Annotated in this window: 20 protein-coding genes; 14 read left to right on the top strand and 6 right to left on the bottom strand. The window is 67.8% G+C overall.

Going from position 1 to position 20847, the window contains the following annotated elements; genetic code table 11:
• Positions 1–183: 183 nt before the first annotated feature.
• From AC1Z3O_RS20230 to AC1Z3O_RS20220, 3 genes are all read left to right on the top strand, one after another.
• Positions 184–1428, top strand: a complete 1245-nt coding sequence (locus AC1Z3O_RS20230; protein WP_483517473.1) for a nucleoside recognition domain-containing protein — start codon at positions 184–186, stop codon at positions 1426–1428.
• Positions 1429–1904: 476 nt separating this feature from the next.
• The gene (locus AC1Z3O_RS20225) at positions 1905–3998 is read left to right on the top strand and encodes an FUSC family protein (protein ID WP_483517472.1); all 2094 of its coding nucleotides are present in this window, start codon (positions 1905–1907) and stop codon (positions 3996–3998) included.
• An 88-nt stretch (positions 3999–4086) separates the two neighbouring features.
• Entirely contained in the window at positions 4087–4365 is a 279-nt protein-coding gene (locus tag AC1Z3O_RS20220) for a DUF1488 family protein (RefSeq protein ID WP_483517471.1), read from the top strand.
• Positions 4366–4407: 42 nt separating this feature from the next.
• Here AC1Z3O_RS20220 and AC1Z3O_RS20215 read toward each other — a convergent pair whose 3' ends face one another.
• Both AC1Z3O_RS20215 and AC1Z3O_RS20210 read right to left on the bottom strand, forming a co-directional pair.
• Positions 4408–4875, bottom strand: coding sequence for a universal stress protein (locus AC1Z3O_RS20215; RefSeq protein ID WP_483517669.1), 468 nt, complete (start codon positions 4873–4875; stop codon positions 4408–4410).
• A gap of 149 nt (positions 4876–5024) precedes the next feature.
• The gene (locus tag AC1Z3O_RS20210; RefSeq protein ID WP_483517470.1) at positions 5025–5933 is read right to left on the bottom strand and encodes a L,D-transpeptidase; all 909 of its coding nucleotides are present in this window, start codon (positions 5931–5933) and stop codon (positions 5025–5027) included.
• 239 nt (positions 5934–6172) lie between these two features.
• On the opposite strand from AC1Z3O_RS20210, the gene AC1Z3O_RS20205 reads away from it, so the two are divergent.
• The 9 genes from AC1Z3O_RS20205 to AC1Z3O_RS20165 all read left to right on the top strand — a co-directional run bounded on the left by AC1Z3O_RS20205 (position 6173) and on the right by AC1Z3O_RS20165 (position 14689).
• Positions 6173–6517: a hypothetical protein gene (locus tag AC1Z3O_RS20205; RefSeq protein WP_483517469.1), complete on the top strand. Its 345-nt coding sequence runs from the start codon at positions 6173–6175 to the stop codon at positions 6515–6517.
• A 55-nt stretch (positions 6518–6572) separates the two neighbouring features.
• A complete protein-coding gene (locus tag AC1Z3O_RS20200) occupies positions 6573–8771 on the top strand; it encodes a TonB-dependent receptor (protein ID WP_483517468.1) in 2199 nt (732 codons plus the stop codon).
• A 219-nt stretch (positions 8772–8990) separates the two neighbouring features.
• Complete coding sequence (paaA, locus tag AC1Z3O_RS20195; protein WP_483517467.1) at positions 8991–10016, top strand: 1,2-phenylacetyl-CoA epoxidase subunit PaaA; 1026 nt, start codon at positions 8991–8993, stop codon at positions 10014–10016.
• Between the two features lie 38 nt (positions 10017–10054).
• Entirely contained in the window at positions 10055–10342 is a 288-nt protein-coding gene (gene paaB / locus AC1Z3O_RS20190) for a 1,2-phenylacetyl-CoA epoxidase subunit PaaB (protein ID WP_483517466.1), read from the top strand.
• Between the two features lie 12 nt (positions 10343–10354).
• The gene (gene paaC, locus AC1Z3O_RS20185; RefSeq protein WP_483517465.1) at positions 10355–11197 is read left to right on the top strand and encodes a 1,2-phenylacetyl-CoA epoxidase subunit PaaC; all 843 of its coding nucleotides are present in this window, start codon (positions 10355–10357) and stop codon (positions 11195–11197) included.
• Positions 11198–11232: 35 nt separating this feature from the next.
• Positions 11233–11811, top strand: coding sequence for a 1,2-phenylacetyl-CoA epoxidase subunit PaaD (paaD, locus tag AC1Z3O_RS20180; protein WP_483517464.1), 579 nt, complete (start codon positions 11233–11235; stop codon positions 11809–11811).
• A 95-nt stretch (positions 11812–11906) separates the two neighbouring features.
• Positions 11907–13004, top strand: a complete 1098-nt coding sequence (gene paaE, locus AC1Z3O_RS20175) for a 1,2-phenylacetyl-CoA epoxidase subunit PaaE (RefSeq protein ID WP_483517463.1) — start codon at positions 11907–11909, stop codon at positions 13002–13004.
• Between the two features lie 158 nt (positions 13005–13162).
• Positions 13163–13957 (top strand): DUF1835 domain-containing protein, encoded by a 795-nt coding sequence (locus tag AC1Z3O_RS20170; RefSeq protein ID WP_483517462.1) that lies wholly within the window; start codon positions 13163–13165, stop codon positions 13955–13957.
• Positions 13958–13993: 36 nt separating this feature from the next.
• The gene (locus tag AC1Z3O_RS20165; RefSeq protein WP_483517461.1) at positions 13994–14689 is read left to right on the top strand and encodes a TetR/AcrR family transcriptional regulator; all 696 of its coding nucleotides are present in this window, start codon (positions 13994–13996) and stop codon (positions 14687–14689) included.
• 57 nt (positions 14690–14746) lie between these two features.
• Here the strand turns inward: AC1Z3O_RS20165 and kefC are convergent, their stop codons facing one another.
• Both kefC and kefF read right to left on the bottom strand, forming a co-directional pair.
• On the bottom strand, positions 14747–16564 hold the full coding sequence (gene kefC / locus AC1Z3O_RS20160) for a glutathione-regulated potassium-efflux system protein KefC (protein ID WP_483517460.1): 1818 nt from the start codon (positions 16562–16564) through the stop codon (positions 14747–14749).
• The gene (kefF, locus tag AC1Z3O_RS20155) at positions 16551–17120 is read right to left on the bottom strand and encodes a glutathione-regulated potassium-efflux system oxidoreductase KefF (protein WP_483517459.1); all 570 of its coding nucleotides are present in this window, start codon (positions 17118–17120) and stop codon (positions 16551–16553) included. The genes kefC and kefF overlap by 14 nt, the downstream gene beginning before the upstream one ends.
• 327 nt (positions 17121–17447) lie before the next feature.
• Here kefF and AC1Z3O_RS20150 point away from each other — a divergent pair, with 327 nt between their 5' ends.
• Complete coding sequence (locus AC1Z3O_RS20150) at positions 17448–18146, top strand: GNAT family N-acetyltransferase (protein WP_483517458.1); 699 nt, start codon at positions 17448–17450, stop codon at positions 18144–18146.
• Positions 18147–18233: 87 nt separating this feature from the next.
• On the opposite strand, the gene AC1Z3O_RS20145 is transcribed toward AC1Z3O_RS20150, so the two are convergent.
• Entirely contained in the window at positions 18234–18725 is a 492-nt protein-coding gene (locus AC1Z3O_RS20145; protein ID WP_483517457.1) for an Lrp/AsnC family transcriptional regulator, read from the bottom strand.
• A 164-nt stretch (positions 18726–18889) separates the two neighbouring features.
• On the opposite strand from AC1Z3O_RS20145, the gene hppD reads away from it, so the two are divergent.
• On the top strand, positions 18890–20011 hold the full coding sequence (gene hppD, locus AC1Z3O_RS20140; protein ID WP_483517456.1) for a 4-hydroxyphenylpyruvate dioxygenase: 1122 nt from the start codon (positions 18890–18892) through the stop codon (positions 20009–20011).
• A 107-nt stretch (positions 20012–20118) separates the two neighbouring features.
• On the opposite strand, the gene AC1Z3O_RS20135 is transcribed toward hppD, so the two are convergent.
• Positions 20119–20697: an EF-hand domain-containing protein gene (locus tag AC1Z3O_RS20135; protein WP_483517455.1), complete on the bottom strand. Its 579-nt coding sequence runs from the start codon at positions 20695–20697 to the stop codon at positions 20119–20121.
• Positions 20698–20847 lie beyond the last annotated feature (150 nt).

Raw genomic sequence — 20847 nt, 5'->3', positions numbered from 1 at the left:
TTTCAAGAAGCATAAAAGAAACGTTGGGGACACATAACGCCTCTCGTCCCCTCTCTATATATAGGCGTAGGCGGGGAGCGGTGACAGCGACTTCGGCCTGGGACTGCAGGCTATGATGCGGCTACCGTCGGCACGGCCTTATTACCGTGGCCGCTGGGCCGATTCGATCACTCCGCCTCTGCGATGGCACTGAATATTGTCTGGCTGTCCTTTTTCCTGCTGTCCTTCGTCGTCGCCTGCGTGCGCCTGATCGGCGGCGACGACACGGTCTTCCCGGCCATGCTGGCCAGCCTGTTCGACAACGCTCGCGCGGGTTTCGAGATCTCGCTGGGCCTGGCCGGCGTCATGAGTCTCTGGCTTGGCATCATGCGCATCGGCGAGCGGGCCGGGGTGGTCGACATGTTCGCGCGCCTGGTGAACCCGATGCTGCGCCACTTCTTCCCCGGCGTGCCGCAGGGTCATCCTGCGCAGGGGGCCATGATGATGAACGTCTCGGCCAACCTGCTCGGCCTGGACAACGCGGCGACACCGCTCGGCCTGAACGCCATGCGCGAGCTGCAGTCGCTCAATTCCAGGCCGGACACGGCGACCAACGCGCAGATCATGTTCATCGTGCTGAACACGGCGGGCCTGACGCTGATCCCCACCTCGGTCATCGCCATCCGGCAGACGATCGCCATCAAGCAGGGGCTGATCGGCTTCAACGCTGCCGATATCTTCCTGCCCACGCTGCTGGCGACCGCTGCCTCCTGCCTGGCAGGCCTGCTGGCCGTAGCCTGGGCGCAGCGCATCAATCTGTTCAAGCCGCTGGTCCTGGGCAGTTTCGCCGTGACCCTGGCCGGCATGTCGGCACTGGCAATGTGGCTGCGCCATGCGCCGCCCGGGCAGGCGGCCTGGCTGGCCGCGCAAGTGGGCAGCGCCTTTATCGTGGCTCTGATCGTGCTCTTCCTGGCCTGCGGGGCGCTACGCCGGATCCATGTGTACGAGGCCTTTATAGAAGGCGCCAAGGAAGGCTTCGGCGTGGCCGTGCAGATCATTCCCTATCTGATCGCCATTCTGGTGGCGATCGGGGTGTTCCGCGCCAGTGGCTGCATGGACGCGCTGATGGGCGCCATCACCACGCTGTTCGCCCACCTGGGCATCGATACCGCGTTCGTGCCCGCCCTGCCGGTGGGCCTGATGAAGATCCTGTCCGGAGCGGGCGCCCGCGGCCTGATGATCGATGTCATGAACACCTATGGCGTCGACTCCTTCCAGGCCCGGGTGGCCGCCATCATCCAAGGCTCGACCGAAACCACCTTCTATGTGCTGGCGGTGTACTTCGGCAGCGTCAATGTGCGCAAGACCCGCCATGCGCTGGCCTGCGCCCTGTTCGCCGACTTTGCCGGCCTCGCCGCGGCGATCAGCATTGCCTACTTGTTCCGTTAGCGAGCCCGCAACGCAAGCTCGCGCCTCATGCAAAAGTGGCAACAGCACAACAAAGTGCTGTGTTGTATACACGCAACGTTGCGATAAAGCAACGAATTTCCGGCCATCGGTGATTACCCCAACAAACTGCTTGGTGCGTCGCAACAAATCAAGTATAGTGAAGCCTGTCTCCTCCACCACCTCGGTGGATTCCAACCCGCGCAAGCAATTGCGCGGGTTTTTTTTATCCTGATTCCGGCCAGGACGGGCACATCATGCGGTGACGACACCTGAGACAGGTGACACGCCGCCGCGGGCCAGTGTTGTGCAGCTCCCGGCGCATGCAAGCTCTCCGGGCTTGCCAGGCCCGCCCGCCCGCCGCTCCCGCCGCGTGCCAACCGTGTTTTGTTGCGATGCAGCAAACCATGCCTTAGAGTGGAGCGGTGCGCGCGCAGCGCACCCATCTCGTATTTACCACTTCCGTTGTTCGCCACGTCATGCTTGCCGCCTTGCGCCTTCCGCGACCCAGGCCCGATGCCGAAATGCTACGGCGCGGCATCATCTATGCCGTCGCCTTTCTGGCGCTGGCTGGTACCGCGTGGCTGACGGGGCAGCAAGGCTTCCTGTGGTCTGCCACGGCGTCGCTCTGGACCTGCCTGGCGGACCGGCGCGGCACCCCCGCCGAGCGGCTGGGCGGACTGGCGATGGTTGGCGTGGGCGGCGCCCTGGCCAGCGCATTGGGCACCGCGGTGTCGGCCACTCCCTGGCTTGCGCTCCCGGTCGTCCTGGCGAGCGGCCTGGCCGCGGGCCTGGCCGAAACGCGCGGGCCGGCGCCTGCGATCGAGGCCAAGCTGCTCTATGTGGTGCTGATCGCCGCTTGCCTGCAGCCGCCGGCGGAGCCGTCGCTCGCCGCCCAGGTATTTGCCAGTGGCATCGACTATCTGCGCGGCGGCATCTTTGCCTGCCTGGTCTGCCTGAGCCTCATTCCCTCGCGCCGCGACGCGCGGCCGCGCAGCGAGGTGACTGCCGCCTTCGAAGCCCTGCAGCACCTGGCGCAGACGCTGGCCGCCACGCCCTATTCGGCAGCCGCGGTGATGACCGGCAAGCATGCGGTGCGCTGCCGCCTGGAAACGGCGCGCCGGGCCATCGCCGCGCGCCGTAGCCTGCGCGAGACGCCAGACCTGCTGCACTACGCTTATCTGGTGCAGGCCGCCGACGCGGTATTTGCCCTGCTGATCGTCGCCGCCGAGCTGCGCGAGCGCGCACCGGATGCCGCCGGCCTTCCGCTGCTGCATATCGTGCGCTGCGCGAGCGACGCTCGCGAGCTCGTGGAACAAGCGCTAGCCCGCCACGCACCCGACCTGCCCGCAGTGGCAGCCGCGGTCGACCGCGAACTGCGCCAGCTCACCGCGCCGGCGCCGAATGCCTGCGCCGCACCGCCCTACCAGGCTGCCCTGGCAGGATTGGCGCGCTTCCCCGCCTTCGGGGCCTGGCAGGCCGCCCACCGCTGGCACCGGCCCAGGCTGCGCCACATCTGGCAGCGCTGGCGGACCGCACTGGGCGACCATCTGGCGCGCGACGCCCTCGCCGGCAGGCACGCGCTGCGGCTGGCCTTCGCCGGCGGGCTCAGCCTGCTGCCCGCCCAATTATGGAGAATGGACCACGGCTACTGGGTGGCCGTCACCGTGATCATGGTGTTGAGTCCGCAACTGGCCACGACCCGGCAGATCTCGCTCAAGCGCTTTGCCGGATCACTGGCGGGGGCCCTGCTCGCCTGCCTGATCGGCCTGGGACACCCGCCGACCGGCCTGGCGCTGCTGCTCAGCGCCACCTTTCTGGCTGGTGCCTATGCCTGGCGGCTGGCGGCCCAGCCGTCCGGCTTCGCCTTCTGCCTGACACCGGCCATCATCCTGTTCTCCTGGATCGGCGCGCCGGCGGCCGACAGCAGCTATTTCGCCGCGCTGCGCGGCATCGACACGGCGCTGGGTTGCCTGATCGCGCTGGCCAGCTACGCCGTGCTGGCGCCGCGCGTGGAACTGTCGCGCGTGTTCCGGCACAGCCTGGACGCGCTGGCGATCAACGCCGTCTATCTGCGCGCCGCCTTCGCCGCCAGCCGCAGCGGCGGCACCGAGCCCGCCCGGCTGGAAGCCCTGCGGGTGGCGGCCGGACGCGCCTCGGTGCGGGCCGAGCAAACCCTGCAGCAAGGCCAGGCCACCCTGGCGCCGGCCATGTCCGACACGTACCTGCGCCTGCATGCCGACACGCGGCGGCTAGCGGCGCTGGCCGGCCTGGTGCGCGCCGCGGCAGACAGCGGCGCCGGCACACCGGCCGGGCGCACGCGGCCTGACCCGGCAACCCAGGCAATGCTCGAGCAGGTGGAAACCCGCCTGGCTGAACTGGCCATCCGGCCCGGCGCCGTGGACAGCGCCGCAGCGCCCGCTTCGAGCGCCGGCACCGATCCTTTCCTGCAGGAGCAGGCCGGCTACGCCATGGCCCACATAAGCGCCGCGCATGCCGCAGTGGTATCGCTGCGGCAGCTGGGCAATGCGGCCCGGGTACGCGGCCGGAGGCGGGTGACGCACTCTGGCTAGGGTCAGCGCCTAGGGCAAACCACGGGGCTTCCCGAACTGACCCGATCGCCTAGAATGTCGTCATCCTCCTCTCGCCGCGAGGTGCGCCATGGCAAAAGTCACCTTTCCCCGGAGCGTTCCGACATACTGCGCGGCGAGCCTGACGCTGTCCTGCCCGGCCACCGTGGACGGCGAGCCCAGCCTCTACTCGATCACCGCCGAGGCATTGAAGAGCCAGTTCGGCGCCCGTTCGCCGCGCGAGGAAGACCTGGTCCGGGCCTTCACCCAGCATCGCGAGCGCATCGAGAGCATTGCCCTGAGCTGGTTCGAACTGACGCACGCGCACGAGATTGTGCTGCGCAGCGGGCATTTCCGCTTCGCCAGCTAGGCAAACCCGAGGCGCAACCCCGACCCGGCAGCAGCGCGCCGCTCACGCCGTCGCGTCACCGCGCACCAGCAGCACGGGAGTCGTCGACTCGCGGATCAGCGCCTCCGCCACGCTGCCCAGGACCAGCCTGCGCACGCCGCGGCGGCCGTGCGTGCCCATCACGATCAGGTCGGCACCCCAGTCCTGCGCCACCACATTGAGCGAGGCGGCTACATCGCCAATCACGGCCGGCTCGTCGATCAGCCGCGTCTCATGGGCGACGCCGGCCGCCGCCAGGCGCTGCGCCGCCGCCTCCAATGCACGCTTGCCGCTTTCGGCGAAGGCGTTGCGCAGCTGGCTCGGATCGTAGTAGCCCGCGTCGAACAGAACCTGCCCATTGTCGACCACGTAGAGCGCAAGCACCTGCGCCGACGACAGGCGCGCCACGCGGATGGCCTCGTCGAGGGCTCGCTCGGCGGTGCTGCTGCCGTCCACTGCCACCATGATCTTCTGGTACGCCGCGTCAGTCATTGTCATTGCCGTTGCCTCCTGAGAAAGGGGAAGAATCCGTGGAAAAGATGCGATGAAGATGCGATGCACCCTTGGGCGGCGAGCACCCCGGAGAGGATCCGCGCGCCAACGGCGATCTTACCCGTCCGCCGCACCGCGCGCCGGCCAGGTCACGTCAGGCCGGCAGGCTCGACCGGGCCCTTGCGGGCAGGCACCACGGAAGCGGGCGCGCGGGCCGTCGCATCGGCCGCCTGCGCCTTCTGCGCCGAGTCGACGATCACCAGGTAGCGGCCCGGAAAGGCCACCGGCGCGCGGTCCGGCTGCAGGACCCAGAGATCATCGCCACGCGCGGCGGCGGCCAGGTAGTCGGCATCGAGCAGCCCGAAATGGTCGACGATGCGGTCGAGCGCCGCCGGGATGCGCACGCAGCCCTTGGAGGCCGCCTGGCCGAGACGCCGCTCCAGGTAGGTCGGATCCGTAGCGTGCATCTGCAGCCGGATCTCGCTGTGCCCCCCTTTGCCCCAGCCGCGCTCAGCCTCGACCCAGCCGAAATCGTAGACCCGCATGCCGCGCGCACCGTAGCCACGGATGCCGTTCTCATTGAGCGTGCCCTCCGCGCGGAAATCCATATTGTCCATCGTGTGCTCGAAGACGCCGGTCGGTGTGACGAAGTAATCGAAGCGGCCGGGGCGCCCCGTGGAGATCGGTGCGGCGCCGACCCATCGCCACGGGCTGTCGGCGTCGGGGCGGGTGTAAAGCAGGATGGTCTGTACGCGTGGATTGCGATCGGCGACCAGCACCCAGCCGCCGGCGTCGCGCTCGAGCCCGTCCTGGGCCAGCGCCGTCTTGAGCAGTCCGGCGTAGTAGTCCGCCCGGGCCGGCGGTATCGCATGCCGCCGTTTGACCGCGGCGGAGAAGGCCTGCTGTACACGCTCCAGGTCGGAACCGGCCGGCGGCGGGTTCGATGCCGTCACACCCGGTGATACCAGCAGCGCAAGAAGCAATCCCGCCAGCAGTCCCAACCGGCGCAAGGCGGCGCCGGGTGCGGGCGGGTTGGGGTACCACATGATCGGGCTCATGGTTGAGTTGCGCGTCGGGGCGCGGCGCATCCGCGGCAGCAGCTGAATGCGTCGCCCTCTCCCCAATAGACCGCGCAACCCGCTCCGAATATCCCTGCCATGGGGTGACGCGTGCGACCGGCCACGCACGGGGGCGCCTCTCCGGTTGCCGAATGCGCACGCGATATGGCAAGATCGCAACGAAGTTGCATTTACCTCGTGCGCCCGCCATGGCGCCCGGAACAAGAAGAGTCCACCCGATGCGGCGACGCTGGTTACCCTTACTGCTTGTCCTGTTCCTGCTGTGCGGGCAGGTGGCGGCATCGGTACATGCGCTTGCTCACCTGCACGCGCAGCGCAACAACCCCTGCGCGGCACCGGCGGACCCCGAGCAGTGCGGGCCCGCCCACGACGTTTGCCCGCAATGCCTGGTGCTGGCAGCGCTGGCCGTGGCACTACCGGCCACGGCGCTACGCCTGCCCGCCTCGGGACGACAGTGGCACTTCCCCTTCACCGTGCAATGGCATGCGGCGCCGGTTTCGCGTCCGCGCCCCAGCAGCCGCGATCCGCCGGCGGCCTTCGGATCGACCCGACTCTCCTGTTAGAGCCTGGTGCCTCGGCGCCGGGCGTCTGAACGTCTCCGAACCGCCAAGGCATTCCATGTCCCGATTTCCCCTTCGCGCGATCGCGGCCGGCGCCGCGTCCGCGCTCGCCCTCGCCGCGCACGCGCAGGCCACGCTTCCCGGCCCGTCCGCGGCCGATCCGCCCGCCAGCCAGCCTCCGGCCACGCCCGCCACGCCCACCCCGCCCGACGAGAAGTCCTTGAACGCCGTGGTGGTGTCGGCCAAGCGTCTCGACGAGGCACGCAACAAGCTGTCGCCCGAGACCGGCAGTTCGGTCTACCGCTTCGACCAGGAAGACATCGCCGCGCTGCCGCAGGGCGAGAACACGCCGCTGAACCAGGTGCTGCTGCAGGCGCCCGGCGTCGCGCAGGATTCCTTCGGCCAGCTGCATGTGCGCGGCGACCACGCCAACCTGCAGTACCGCATCAACGGCGTGATCATTCCTGAGCCGATCAGCGGCTTCGGGCAGATGCTGGATACCCGCTTCGCCGACCAGATCAGCCTGCTGACCGGCGCACTGCCGGCGCAGTACGGTTACCGCACGGCCGGCATCATCGATATCCGCACCAAGGGCAGCGCCGCCGCCAACGAGGAAGAGGAAGCGCCGAAGGCCTTCGGCGGCGAGATCGGCACCGTGTTCGGCAGCCATGCCCACCGCGAGGTCGACGCCCAACTGCAGGGCACCAAGGGGCCGTTCAGCTACTACCTGAGCGGGTCCTTCCTCGAGAACAACCTGGGCATCGAGAATCCCACCCCGGCCCGCGACGCGATCCACGACCATACCGACCAGGCCAAGGCCTTCGGCATGCTGTCCTACCTGCTCGACCCGGACCAGCGCGTCAGCTTCATCTTCGGCAGCGCGAACAATCGCTTCGAGATTCCGAACCGGCCCGGCCTGACGCCCGCCTTCACGCTGGACGGCGTGACGCCGCCGCCCTCCGAGAGCCTGAATGCCAGCCAGCGCGAGAAGACGGACTTCCAGATCCTCTCGTACCAGAACAAGGTCTCGGCGGCGCTCGACTACCAGGTCTCGCTGTTCCACCGCACCAGCCGCGTCGACTACACGCCGGACCCGATCGGCGACCTCGTCTACAAGGGCGTCGCCTCGGACATCACGCGCAGCAACGAGGCCTACGGCCTGCAGGGTGACGCCAGCTACGTGCTCAACCCGCGCCACACCCTGCGCACGGGCGTGTTCGTACAGTACGAGCACGCCATCGTGAACAACACCTCGAGCGTGTTCCCGGCCGATGCCGACGGCAACCAGACCAGCGGCGTGCCGTTCAGCATCGTCGACAACAGCACCCTCGGCGGCACCACGCTCGGCTTCTACCTGCAGGACGAGTGGAAGGCCACCGACAAGCTGACGGTGAACTATGGCGCACGCTACGATCACGTCAACACGGTCGTCAGCGAGCAGCAGCTCAGCCCGCGCCTGGGGCTGACCTACGACCTGTCCAACACGACGCGGCTGCATGCCGGCTACGCCCGCTACTTCACGCCACCGCCGACGGAGCTGATCGACACCACCTCGGTGGCCAAGTTCCAGGGCACCACCAATGCCCTGCCGTCGGACGCCAATACCTCGGTACGCTCGGAGCGCTCCAACTATTTCGACGTAGGCATCTCGCACCAGGCCACGCGCAACCTGACGCTGGGCCTCGACGCCTACTACCGTGACGTGCGCCACCTGCAGGACGAGGGGCAGTTCGGCAATGCGCTGATCTTCTCCTCCTTCAACTACGCGCGCGGCAAGATCTACGGGCTGGAAGGCACCGCCAACTACCGGCAGGGCAATTTCGGCGCCTACGCCAACGTGGCGCTGTCGCGTGCGCTGGCCAAGGGCATCGAGAGCGGGCAGTTCAATTTCGACCCGGCCGAACTGGCCTATATCGCCAACAACTGGGTGCATCTGGACCACGACCAGACTGTCAGCGGCTCCTTCGGCACCTCCTACCTCTGGCGCGGCACGCTGCTGAGCGCCGACGCCCTGTTCGGCTCGGGCCTGCGCAACGGTTTCGCCAACACCGGCCACCTGGCGGGCTATTTCCAGGTCAACGTGGGGGTGGCGCATACCTTTGACGCGCCGGTGATCGGCAAGCTCAAGGCACGCTTCTCTATCGTTAACCTGTTCGACCGCTCCTACGCGCTGCGCGACGGCACCGGCATCGGCGTCGGTGCGCCGCAGTACGCGCCGCGCCGCAGCTTCTACCTGGCGCTGTCCAAGCCGTTCTGAGCGCGGCGACGCAGCCCCCGCTTGCCATGGGGACCGCCGGGGCAAGCGGGCAGGCACCACGAAACGCGCAAGCCCCGTGACCTGGCGGGCGGCCCCCGCATGTCCAGCGCGCGGATCCATTCCCGTAAATTGACCGACCGGTCGGTTTATATATAATGGTGCTACCCGCCCCCAGCCCCAGAACCAGAAGACATGGGCGGCCCCGCCAAAGGAGGCGCTATGTACACACAAAGCCTGGACCTGCCCGCCCAGCCTGCCGCGCCCGGCACGCCGCCCGCCGCGCCGGAGCAGACCGATGCCGCGCTGCAGGCCGCCTTTGACGCGCGCATCGCGGCCGACGGCAAGATCGAGCCGCAGGACTGGATGCCGCCGGCCTACCGCAAGACGCTGGTGCGCCAGATCTCCCAGCACGCCCACTCGGAAATCGTCGGCATGCTGCCCGAGGGCAACTGGATCAGCCGCGCGCCCTCGCTCAAGCGCAAGGCCATCCTGCTGGCCAAGGTGCAGGACGAAGGCGGCCACGGGCTCTACCTGTATTCCGCCGCCGAGACGCTCGACGCCTCGCGCGACGACCTGGTCGACGCGCTGCACGCCGGCCGTGCCAAGTATTCGTCGATCTTCAACTACCCGACCCTGAGCTGGGCCGACGTCGGCGTGATCGGCTGGCTGGTCGACGGCGCGGCGATCATGAATCAGATCCCGCTGTGCCGCTGCTCCTACGGGCCCTACGCGCGCGCGATGATCCGCATCTGCAAGGAAGAGTCCTTCCACCAGCGCCAGGGCTTCGACGCGCTGCTGGCAATGATGCGCGGCACCGATGGCCAGCGCGAGATGGTGCAAGACGCGGTGAACCGCTGGTGGTTCCCCGTGCTGATGATGTTCGGCCCGCCCGATGCGGCATCGCCGAACAGCGCGCAGACCATGGCCTGGGGCATCAAGCGCATTTCCAATGACGACCTGCGCCAGAAGTTCGTCGACGCCACTGTGGAGCAGGCACGGGTGCTGGGCGTGACCCTGCCCGACCCCGGGCTGGTGTGGAATGCCGAGCGCGGCCACTACGACTACAGCCCGCTGGACTGGAAAGAGTTCTGGCGCGTCATCGACGGCGACGGCCCCTGCAACCGCGAACGGCTGGCCACGCGCGTGAAGGCGCACGATGACGGCGCCTGGGTACGCGAGGCGGCGCTGGCGCATGCAGCCAAGCAGGCGGCTCGCGAAGCCGAAGCCGCACGCAAGGCGGCCTGATTCCGCCCCACCGCCCACCCCACCGAATGGAGACGACGATGACACAAAAGGAATGGCCGCTGTGGGAAGTGTTCGTCCGCAGCAAGCAAGGTCTGGAGCACAAGCATTGCGGCAGCCTGCATGCCGCGGACGCGCAGCAGGCGCTGCACATGGCACGCGATGTCTACACGCGGCGCCAGGAAGGCGTATCGATCTGGGTGGTGCCTTCGGTGGCTATCACGGCCAGCGCGCCCGAGGAGAAGCCCGAGCTGTTCGACCCGATGGCCGACAAGATCTACCGGCACCCGACCTTTTATCAGCTGCCCGCTGAAGTCAACCATATGTAAGGGCCGGCCACCATGAGCAACCCGACCTCCCCTACCGCGCTGACCCGGCTGCCGCTGGCGCGCACCGCGGGCCTGCAGTACGTGCTGCGGCTGGCCGACAACGCCCTGGTGCTGGGACAGCGCAATGCCGAGTGGTGCGGCCACGGGCCCGTGCTGGAAGAGGATATCGCGCTGGCCAATATCAGCCTGGACCTGATCGGCCAGGCGCGCCTGCTGTACGCCCATGCCGGCGCACTGGAAGGCGAGCTGAGCGGCCGTCCCCGCCAGGAGGACGATTACGCCTATTGGCGCGACGAGCGCGAATTCCGCAACTGGACGCTGCTGGAGCTGCCGCACAGCGGCCCGCTGGCCGGCACGGCCAGCGCCGACCGCGACTATGCCGTCACCATCACCCGCAACTTCCTCTACAGTGCGCTGATGGTGGAGATCTGGAGCCGCCTGGAGAGCAGCACCGATGCCGAGCTGGCGGCCATCGCGGCCAAGTCGCTGAAGGAAGCCCGCTACCACCTGCACCATGCGGCTGGCTGGGCGGTGCGCCTGGGCGACGGCACCGAGGTCTCGCACACCCGCATGCAGCGGGCGCTCGACCACCTCCTGCCCTATATGAACGAGTGCTTCGCACCCGACCCGGTGGAAGAAGCCGCCGCGGCGCAGGGCATCGCGGTACGCACCGCCGACTGCCGGCCAGCCTGGGAGGTGACCGTGCGCGACACCCTGGAGGCCGCGACGCTGGCGATGCCGCCGGCCTCCGGTTTCATCTCCAGCGGCAAGGAAGGCGTGCATTCGGAACACATGAGCTACCTGCTGGCCGAATTGCAGGGGCTGGCGCGCGCCCATCCCGGCGCGCAGTGGTAGCACCGGCGCCGCCGGCATCGCAGCGGAGAGACACCATGCAAGCTGCTCGACCGACCGCCGCGTCATCCATCGCGGGCAACGCGCCACGCGAGCGCGCGGAGCTGGCCTGGGCGGCCCTGGAGAGCGTGCCGGACCCGGAAATCCCGGTGGTGTCGATCCGCGACCTGGGCATTCTGCGCGAGGTGCGCATGGAGCAGGACGGCACGCTCGAAGTGGTGATCACGCCGACGTACTCTGGCTGCCCGGCGATGGAGCAGATCGCGCAGGACGTCGGCAGGGCGCTCGACGCGGCCGGGCTCGCGCCCTGGCGCATCCGCACCGTGCTGGCACCGGCCTGGAGCACCGACTGGATCAGCCCCGAGGGGCGGGCCAAGCTGCGTGCCTTCGGCATCGCTCCGCCGGGCGCCTGCAGCGCGGGAACCGGTGGGGCGGATCCCGCCCGGCCGCTGCGCTTCGTGCCCGGCGCCGCCGGCGCGGCGCGCGAGGACGTGGCCTGCCCGCGCTGCGGCAGCCTGCATACGCAGGAACTGGCCCGCTTCGCCTCGACCGCCTGCAAGGCGCTGTACCGCTGTCTCGATTGCCGGGAGCCCTTCGACTATTTCAAACCCTACTGACCGCACCGCTGCACTGAAGTGATGCCCGGCGCCGAGGCCGGCCCGCGACCTTTCCGCCCCCAACACCCAGAAGCCGGCGCCAGGCCGGAAGTGCCATGACCCCACAGTTCCATCCACTGCGCGTGGCGCAGGTCCGCCCAGAAACCGCCGACACCATCTCGATCGCCTTCGACGTGCCGCCGCCGCTGCGCGACGCCTACCACTTCACGCAGGGACAGTTCCTGACGCTGCGCGCGCCGGTCGACGGCCAGGACGTGCGCCGCTCCTACTCGATCTGCAGCGCCGTGCAGGACTACGAGGAGCGCGGTGAGCTGCGGGTGGCCGTCAAGCTGGTCGAGGACGGCCTGTTCTCCGGCCACCTCCATGACACCGTCGCCGCCGGCCAGACCATCGACGTGATGACGCCGGACGGCCGCTTCTATGTGCCGCTGGAGGCAGACTCTTCGCGCCACTACGTGGCCTTCGCCGCCGGCAGCGGCATCACGCCGGTACTGTCTCTGGTACGCACCACGCTGGCGCGCGAGCCGGGCAGCCGCTTCACGCTGGTCTACGGCAATCGTAGTGTCGACAGCATCATCTTTTCGGAAGCGCTCGAAGACCTGAAGAACCAATACCTGTCGCGCTTCACGCTCTACCACGTGCTGTCGCGCCAGCCGCAGGAGGTGGATCTGCTGCACGGCCGCCTCGACCGCGCCCGCGTGGCGACCTTTCTCGACACGCTGATCCCGCCCGACACCATCGACGCGGCCTTCGTGTGCGGACCGGCCTCGATGATCGACGAGGTGGAGGCGGCGCTGCGCGAGGCCGGCGTCGACCCGCACCGGATCCATGCCGAGCGCTTCGGGGTGCCGATGCCGTCCGCGCCGGCGCGCAAGCCGGCCGCCTCCCTCGGCGGCGCCAGCGATGCCGGCACCGCCGAGCTGGTGGTGGTGCTCGACGGCAAGCAGCACGCGATGCGGCTGCCGCTGCAGGACGCCAACGTGCTCGATACCGCGCTGGCCGCCGGCCTGGACCTGCCCTACGCCTGCAAGGGCGGCGTCTGCTGCACCTGCCGGGCCAAGGTGCTGGAGGGCAAGGTCGAGATGGAGAAGAACTACACGCTGGAACCCTGGGAGATGGAAAAGGGCTTCGTGCTGACCTGCCAGGCGCGCGCGCTGACGCCGCGTGTGGTCGTCAGTTACGACGAGCGCTGAGACCGTCGGCGGCAGGGACGCCGGTAGGAGCGCACAAGGCCCATCGCGCGCGGTAACGCGCCGCAGCTACAATGCATGGATGGGAGGGATGCCGGCGAGCGCACGCGGCAGCCCATGCATCGGTTTCCCGAGCGGAGCCGCCATCTACAATCTTGCCCATGCAATACATCCATGTCGTCAACGGTGACGTAGCGGGAAATACGATGCGCCAGGCGCTCGCGGAAGCGGCCCGGCCGGACCCGGTGGTGGTGCTGCGCGATGACCTCGCGGTGGGGCCGCTATCGGATGTCGACGGTTCGGGCCTGATCCGCTCCGGCTTCTGGCAGCGGGTGGCGCCGCACACCGACATCGATTTCGCCGCCGAGATGCGCCAGGCGCTGGACCAGTTGCAGGACGTGCGCAAGAGCGAGCCTGAAGTCGCCATCTGGCACGGCCAGAGCGCCTCCGACCAGCTGATGCTGCGTCGCGTGGTGTTCCATCTCTACCAGATGCCCCAGCGCATCAATGAGGTGGCGCTGGACGCGCGGGAGCTCGACATGCCGGCGCACAACAATCTGACGTCGGTGGGCATGTACCCGGCGGCGCGCCTGGCGCGGCGCTTTTCCACCATTGCGCCCGTCTCCGTGCTGCGCCTGGGGCGGCTCGGCTACGAATGGCAGCAATGCGTCAAGGAAAACGCCGACGTGCGCCTGTGGAAGGGCAATACGCTGGTGCCCGCCGCCTACCACACGGTGGACGACGTGATCCTGGAGCATTGCCCGGCCGCATGGACCCCCGCTGCACAGGTGGTCGGCGGCGTGATGGGCGCGATCGAGGGACTGCTCGCCAGCGACTGGTTCGTGTTCTGGCGCTGCCGCGAACTGATCGGCACCGGCCAGCTGGTGCTGCGCGGCAACGCCGATTCCCTGCAGACCTGCGAGCTGCGCCGCAATATCGCGCCGGACGCCGAGTAATCAGAGCAATCGGAGTAATCGGAGTAACACCCCAATATGGCCCGTACCAAGGCGCCCGACTTCGAGGCGCAGCGCGAGCAGATCCTGGAACTGGCGGCCTCCGCCTTCGCCGCCAGCAGCTACCCCAGCACCTCGATGGCCGACCTGGCCGCGGCCTGCGGCACATCGAAGGCGCGGCTGTACCACTACTACGAGAGCAAGGAAGCCATCCTGTTCGACTTGCTCGACCGCTACACCCGACGGCTGATGCTGATCGTCACCGAGGTCGATGCCGAGGCCGAACGGCGCCACCTCGACGACCGCGCGCGCTTCGCCAACCTGATCCGGGCCTTCCTGGCCGAGTACGAGAACTCGCAGACCCGGCACATTGCGCTGATCAACGACGTCAAGTTCCTTGCCGAGGAGCAGCGCGACCTGATCCTCAAGCGCGAGCGCGACGTGGTGGCCGCCTTCTCGCGGCTGCTGCGGCTGGCCTATCCCGAGCGCGTCACGCGCGAGAACCAGACCGCGCTGACCATGACCGTGTTCGGCATGATCAACTGGACCTTCACCTGGCTCAAGCCGGGCGGCCGGCTGTCCTATGCGGACTTCGCCGAAATCGTCATCGAATTGCTGGCGGGCGGCCTGCCCGGCGCGGCGGCCGCGGCAGCTGCCGGCCAGGCCGGGGCGTCCGCCCAAGGCGAAGGCCGGCTCGCGCTGGCCGCCGCCGGCAAGCCGCCGGCCGGCTACTGACGGGGTTGCGGCGGGCGTTGCGGCGCAGCGCTCGGCCGGCGGCACCGTCCGCCAGGCTCAGTCCCACTTTGCCTCCTCGCGCTGGCGGCGCTGCTCGCGATCCTGGCGGAACATCTCCTCCAGCTCCTCACGCGCCTGCCGTGCCATCGAGACCATCTTGGTCTGATCCGTGTAATGCGGATAGAAGCGATCGATCGCGGCGACGTTGTGGCGGCGGAACTTCAATGCCAGCGCGCGCGCCTCGGCCGGATCGTAGCCCAGGCCCTCCAGCACGCGGCGGCCCATTGCCAGAGAGCCCTCGAACATCTCGCGCTCATAGGTTTCCACGCCCCGGTCCTTGAGCTGGTAGATGTGGCTGAGGTGGCGCGCGCGGGCATGGATCTCCAGATGCGGGAAACGTTCGCGCACGCGGTCGATCAGCGCCAGGCTGTCTTCCATGCCATCGATCGCCACCACCAGGATGCGGGCGTTGGCCGCGCCCGCCGACTCCAGCAGGTCGATGCGGGTGGCGTCGCCGTAGAAGACCTTGAAGCCGAAGCGGCGCAGGAACTCGATCTGGTCCGGGTCATGGTCGAGCACGGTCACGCCGACACCCTGCGCGTACAGCAAGCGCCCGACGATCTGCCCGAAACGGCCGAAGCCCGCGATCAGCACCGGGTTGTGCTGCGGAGGAATCACGTCGTCGGGCCGCTCGGAGAACCGTTCCAGCCGAGGCGCCACCAGCCGGTCGTAGACCAGCAGCAGCAAAGGTGTCGATACCATCGACAGCGCCACGATCAGCACCAACAGCGCCGCACTGTCCGCCGGCAGCAAGCCGCCGCCGGCTGCCGCCCCGAACACCACGAAGGCGAACTCGCCGCCCTGCGAGATGGCCAGCGCGAACAGCAGGCGCTGGCCGCGTGCGATGCCGAAACGCGGTGCCAGGAGGGTCAGCGCCACCAACTTGATGGTGACGAAGGCCACCACCAGCCCCAGCACGCGCCACGGCGCCTGCGCCAGCACGCCGAAGTCGATCGACATGCCCACGGCCATGAAGAACAGCCCCAGCAGCAGGCCCTTGAAGGGCTCGATGTCGGCTTCCAGCGCGTGGCGGTATTCGGAGTCGGCCAGCAGCACGCCCGCCAGGAACGTGCCCAGCGCCATCGACAGCCCCACCGCGTCCATCATCAGCGCGATGGCGACCACGAGCAGCAAGGCAAAGGCGGTGAACATCTCGCGCATGTCGGTGCGCACGATGATGCGCAGCGCCGGCCGCACCAGATAGCGCCCGCCCACCACGACGGCGCCGATCACGGCCACCGCCTTGAGGGCAGCCAGCCAGCCGGCGCCCGGCGTGGCGATGGCGGCGCCGGCGCTGCCGGCGGCCAGCAGCGGCAACAGTGCGATCATCGGGATGGCGGCAATGTCCTGGAACAGCAGGATGCCGAAGCTGGCGGTCCCCGCCGGCGTGCCGAGCAGGTTGCGCTCCACCAGCGTCGCCAGCGCGATGGCGGTGGACGACAGCGCCAGGCCCAGCCCCGCCACCAGCGCGACCTGCCAGCTGGCGCCGGCCAAGGCCGCGGCCCCGCCCAGGGCCAATGCGCAGGCCGCCATCTGCGCGCCGCCAAAACCGAAGATGGAGTGGCGCAGCGCCCACAGCTTTTTCGGCTCCAGTTCCAGGCCGATCACGAACATCATCAGCACCACGCCGAACTCGGAGAAGTGCAGGATGGAATCCACATTGGTCACCAGGCGCAGCGCCCACGGCCCGATCGCCGCCCCCGCCAGCAGGTAGCCCAGGACCGCGCCCAGCCCGAACCGGCGCGCCAGCGGCACGGCCACTACGGCCGCCACCAGGAAGACCAGCAGGGCGATCATGAAATCATGCTGATCCATGCGCTGCCTCCCCGTTCGGCTGGCATGCCGCGCCAGTCAGGCAGGCCGACACCCGCGCGATGTGTTCGTCCAGCGTCGTCGCGTCGACATGGTTGGCCTCGAGCAGCATCAGCGGCGGCAGCCAGTCCATGCCGCACAGTCGCGCAGTCTGCTCGAGCGGCAGCAGGAAGCGCTCGACGTCATAACCGTGGCTGCCCTGCGCCGAGTAGGCGTCGGCGCTGCCGCCCGCGCTGGCCAGCACCATCAGCGACTTGCCGCGCAAGGCGGTGCCGCCCGGGCCGAAGGCCCAGCCGCTCTCCAGCACCTCGTCGATCCACAGCTTGAGCAGCGGCGGCACGCTGTACCAGCGCAGCGGAAACTGCAGCACGATGGCGTTTGCCGTGGACAAGGCACGCTGCTCCGCCACCACGTCGATGTCGTAGTCCGTGTAGCGGGCGTACAGATCGCGCATCTGCACGCCGGGCAGGGCCTCCAGCGCTGCGGCCAGCGGCCGGTTGACGCGCGAGTGCCGCGGCATGGGATTCGCATAGATCACTACGATGGGCGGCTCGATCATCGGATGGGTGCCGGGAGATGAGGAAAGGGCTGAAAGTAGCCGGAACATAGACTATGCGGCATTGCAGCAATTTCCTCCTGCTTGCCTTTGTCTCGTATGCACCACAAGACACAAACCATTGATTTTGTTGGTTTTTTCCAAATCTTACAAAAATGGGAGCCTGTTGCGGCGCACGATTCTTACGTCAAGCTGACAAATCCACTACAATACTTTTTGCGTTGCAACAAGATGGTGTTTGCCCCAATCCGGCACGCTGCAACAGGCAAGTGCATGGACATCCACCCTCATCGTGCTACTTATATACTGATCGAACACTAAGGAAAGCAAGTGAATCCGCTCGAACTGAGCAAGGCCGTCGGGGCAGTCACCGACGAAGATATCCGCAAGGCAGCCGAGGCCTCCCAGGCAGCGCAGCGCCCGACCATCCTGGTACGGGAACTGGCAGCCCATCATCGCTCGCGCCTGCTGAAGCATTTCCTCGCCCTGGGCGAGGAGGATCGCCTGCTCCGTTTCGGCCAGTCGGTGGGAGACCACGTAATCGAGGCCTATGTCGACAGCATCGACTTCGACCACGACTCGGTCTTCGGCGTCTATGACGAGCATCTCGAACTGGTCGGCGTGGGGCACTTCGCCAACCTGCGCGACAACGCGCAGGGCCGCGTGGCGGAGTTCGGCGTCTCGGTGTCGCGCAGCGCGCGCGGGCGCGGCATCGGCAGCGCGCTGTTCGAGCGCGCCGCCATCCACGGGCGCAACACCAATGTGCGCACGCTCTACATGCACTGCCTGTCGCGTAACGCGGCGATGATGCACATCGCGAAGAAGGCCGGCATGAAGGTGCAGTACGCTTACGGCGAGGCCGACGCCTACCTGGAACTGCCGCCGGCCGACACCGTCAGCCGCCTGACCGAGGCACTGGACGAGCAGGTGGCCGACCTGGACTACCTGGTGCGCCGCAACCTGCGCGATGCACGCCGCTTCGGCCTGCGCTTCTGGCGCTCGATGGTGCCGCAGAAGCACACCGTCTGATGCCGCGGCGGCAAGCCCGCCCGCGCAACGACGCCAACGGCCCCCATCCCTGTGGATGGCGGGCCGTTTTTCATGGCCGGCCCCGCTTCAGGCGCCGCCGACCGGCAGCGCGGTGGTGTCCTTGATGCTCTCCAGCGCGAAGCTGGAGCGCACGTCGATCACCGCGGGATGAGCCAGCAACTGCTCGTTCATGAAGCGCGCGAAGTGCTCCATGTTCTCCACATAGACCTTTAGCAGCAGGTCCATCTCGCCGGTCATCGTGTGGCAGGCGACAACCTCGGGCCAGATCTCGATGGCGGCGCGAAACTGCTCCAGCGGCGCCTTGCCCTTGGGCGCGCCACCATGTTTCTCCAGCCGCACATTGATATAGGCCAGCAGGCCCAGGCCGATCTTGCCGGGCTCGAGCAGCGCCGCGTATTGGCGGATCACCCCGATCTCCTCCAGCCTGCGGATGCGCCGCAGGCACGGGCTGGGCGACAGGTTGACACGCTCGGCCACCTCCAGGTTGGTCAATCGGCCGTTGGTCTGAAGTACCTCCAGGATCTTCCGATCGATCTTGTCCAGCTCCACCTTGCTCACGATATTGTTGCTCCGCAAAATATTTGTCGGCAATTTTTTTGCGCAAATTTAGCAAGTTGTGCATAAGTACGCAATTTTTCATACCGGTGACGGTCCTAGATTCAGGCCGGCTGCCACCCGGCCGGGCTGCGCGCCGGCGCCCTGCGCCGTGCAAGGAGGATGTGATGAGCGTCCACGACACCTCCCCGGACCGCTTCGCGGGCTGGGATAACCCGATGGGCACCGATGGCTTCGAATTCATCGAGTACGCCGCACCGGATCCCGAAGGCATGGGGCTGCGCTTCGAGCACATGGGCTTCACCGCGATCGCGCGGCACCGGCACAAGAAGGTCACCCTCTACCGCCAGGGCGGCATCAATTTCATCATCAACGCCGAACCCGACGCCTTCGCCCAGCGCTTCGCCCGCCTGCACGGTCCCTCGATCTGCGCCATCGCCTTCCGGGTGCAGGATGCCGCCGCGGCCTACCGGCGCGCCCTGGAACTTGGCGCCTGGGGGTTCGACAACCGCAGCGGCCCGATGGAGCTGAACATCCCGGCCATCAAGGGCATCGGGGACTCGCTGATCTACCTGGTCGACCGGTGGCAAGGCAAGGACGGCGCCAGGCCAGGCGACGTCGGCAATATCAGCATCTACGACGTCGATTTCGCCCCCATTGCCGGCGCCGATCCCCGCCCGGCCGGCTTCGGCCTGACCTATATCGACCACCTCACGCACAACGTCCACCGCGGCCGCATGAAGGAATGGGCGGAATTCTATGAGCGCTTCTTCAACTTCCGCCAGATCCGCTACTTCGACATCGAGGGCCAGGTCACCGGCATCAAGTCCAAGGTCATGACCAGCCCCTGCGGCAAGATCCGTATCCCGATCAACGAGGAAGGCACCGAGAAGCCAGGCCAGATCCAGGAATACCTCGACCGCTACCACGGCGAGGGCGTCCAGCACGTCGCCCTGGGCTCGGATGACCTGTACCGTACCGTCGACGCGCTGCGCGCGGCGGGCGTCAAGATGCTCGATACGCCGGATACCTACTACGAACTGGTCGAGAAACGCATCCAGGGCCACGGCGAGAACGTCGCCGCCCTGCAGGCGCGCCGCATCCTGATCGACGGTGCGCCAGGCGACCTGCTGCTGCAGATCTTCTCCGAGAACCAGCTGGGCCCGATCTTCTTCGAGTTCATCCAGCGCAAGGGCAACCAGGGCTTCGGCGAGGGCAACTTCAAGGCGCTGTTCGAATCGATCGAACTGGACCAGATGCGCCGCGGCGTGCTGCACAAGGACGGATAGCGCCGCCCACTGCGCCCCGCCGCAGCCAGCAGCACACCGGAATGCCCCAATGAAAAAGCGCGGCCCTCAGGCCGCGCTTGCCGATGCTGATGCGCCCTGCCGCCGCGTCAGCCGCCAGAGGGTGCGGACGCGCCACCGGGCATCTGCGGCCGACCTTGCTGCATGCGCTGCATCCGCTCTTCGTGCATCTTGCGCATGCCGGCGCGGATCTCGTCCATGGTCAGCTTGCCGTCGTGGTTCGTGTCGAGCTGGTCGAAGTAGGGCGCCAGGCGCGGCAGGCCGGCCTGCACCTCATCCTTGGTCAGGGCGCCGTCGCCATTCTTGTCGGCGGCCTTGAACCTGGCTTCCAAGCGGGCTTCCATCTTGGCGCGCCGCTCCTCCCACATCGCCTTGCGGAAAGCCTGTGCCTCCGCCTGGTCGATCTTGCCGTCGTGGTTGGCGTCGATCCGCTTGAACAGCGCGTCGAATTCCGCCTTGGTGACGACGCCGTCGCCGTTGGTGTCCGCGGCCTTCAGCCACCCCAGGCCACCGTCCATCCGATCGTGGGCGCCGGCCCCCTTCCAGCTGTCGTTCGGGCGTGAAGCCGGGCCGGCGGCGCTTTGCGCAAATGCGCCTCCCGTCACCAGGAAGACCGCCGATGCGGCCAGGAATCGCTGGACGTTACGCTTCATCTTCTTGCCTTGCATGTCCGTGCTCCTTGCAGTACGAATGGGCATATGGCGATTAGAACGCGGAAGATGATGGCAAGTTGGCGAATTTAATAAGATGTTACGCGCCTCACACAAAGCTTTCGGGGCCGTAAGGAAGCGTAGTACGCGGAAAAGAAATGAATGATA

The sequence above is a fragment of the Cupriavidus sp. 09_S30 genome (genome assembly GCF_056930435.1).
This window is presented reverse-complemented; position numbering and strand designations above follow the sequence as displayed.

Excerpts from the sequence above, each read along its gene's own strand:
- AC1Z3O_RS20230 (WP_483517473.1), top strand. The coding sequence starts at position 184 with ATGGCACTGAATATTGTCTGGCTGTCCTTTTTCCTGCTGTCCTTCGTC.
- AC1Z3O_RS20225 (WP_483517472.1), top strand. The coding sequence starts at position 1,905 with ATGCTTGCCGCCTTGCGCCTTCCGCGACCCAGGCCCGATGCCGAAATG.
- AC1Z3O_RS20220 (WP_483517471.1), top strand. The coding sequence starts at position 4,087 with ATGGCAAAAGTCACCTTTCCCCGGAGCGTTCCGACATACTGCGCGGCG.
- AC1Z3O_RS20215 (WP_483517669.1), bottom strand. The coding sequence starts at position 4,875 with ATGACTGACGCGGCGTACCAGAAGATCATGGTGGCAGTGGACGGCAGC.
- AC1Z3O_RS20210 (WP_483517470.1), bottom strand. The coding sequence starts at position 5,933 with ATGAGCCCGATCATGTGGTACCCCAACCCGCCCGCACCCGGCGCCGCC.
- AC1Z3O_RS20205 (WP_483517469.1), top strand. The coding sequence starts at position 6,173 with ATGCGGCGACGCTGGTTACCCTTACTGCTTGTCCTGTTCCTGCTGTGC.
- AC1Z3O_RS20200 (WP_483517468.1), top strand. The coding sequence starts at position 6,573 with ATGTCCCGATTTCCCCTTCGCGCGATCGCGGCCGGCGCCGCGTCCGCG.
- paaA (WP_483517467.1), top strand. The coding sequence starts at position 8,991 with ATGTACACACAAAGCCTGGACCTGCCCGCCCAGCCTGCCGCGCCCGGC.
- paaB (WP_483517466.1), top strand. The coding sequence starts at position 10,055 with ATGACACAAAAGGAATGGCCGCTGTGGGAAGTGTTCGTCCGCAGCAAG.
- paaC (WP_483517465.1), top strand. The coding sequence starts at position 10,355 with ATGAGCAACCCGACCTCCCCTACCGCGCTGACCCGGCTGCCGCTGGCG.
- paaD (WP_483517464.1), top strand. The coding sequence starts at position 11,233 with ATGCAAGCTGCTCGACCGACCGCCGCGTCATCCATCGCGGGCAACGCG.
- paaE (WP_483517463.1), top strand. The coding sequence starts at position 11,907 with ATGACCCCACAGTTCCATCCACTGCGCGTGGCGCAGGTCCGCCCAGAA.
- AC1Z3O_RS20170 (WP_483517462.1), top strand. The coding sequence starts at position 13,163 with ATGCAATACATCCATGTCGTCAACGGTGACGTAGCGGGAAATACGATG.
- AC1Z3O_RS20165 (WP_483517461.1), top strand. The coding sequence starts at position 13,994 with ATGGCCCGTACCAAGGCGCCCGACTTCGAGGCGCAGCGCGAGCAGATC.
- kefC (WP_483517460.1), bottom strand. The coding sequence starts at position 16,564 with ATGGATCAGCATGATTTCATGATCGCCCTGCTGGTCTTCCTGGTGGCG.
- kefF (WP_483517459.1), bottom strand. The coding sequence starts at position 17,120 with ATGATCGAGCCGCCCATCGTAGTGATCTATGCGAATCCCATGCCGCGG.
- hppD (WP_483517456.1), top strand. The coding sequence starts at position 18,890 with ATGAGCGTCCACGACACCTCCCCGGACCGCTTCGCGGGCTGGGATAAC.
- AC1Z3O_RS20135 (WP_483517455.1), bottom strand. The coding sequence starts at position 20,697 with ATGCAAGGCAAGAAGATGAAGCGTAACGTCCAGCGATTCCTGGCCGCA.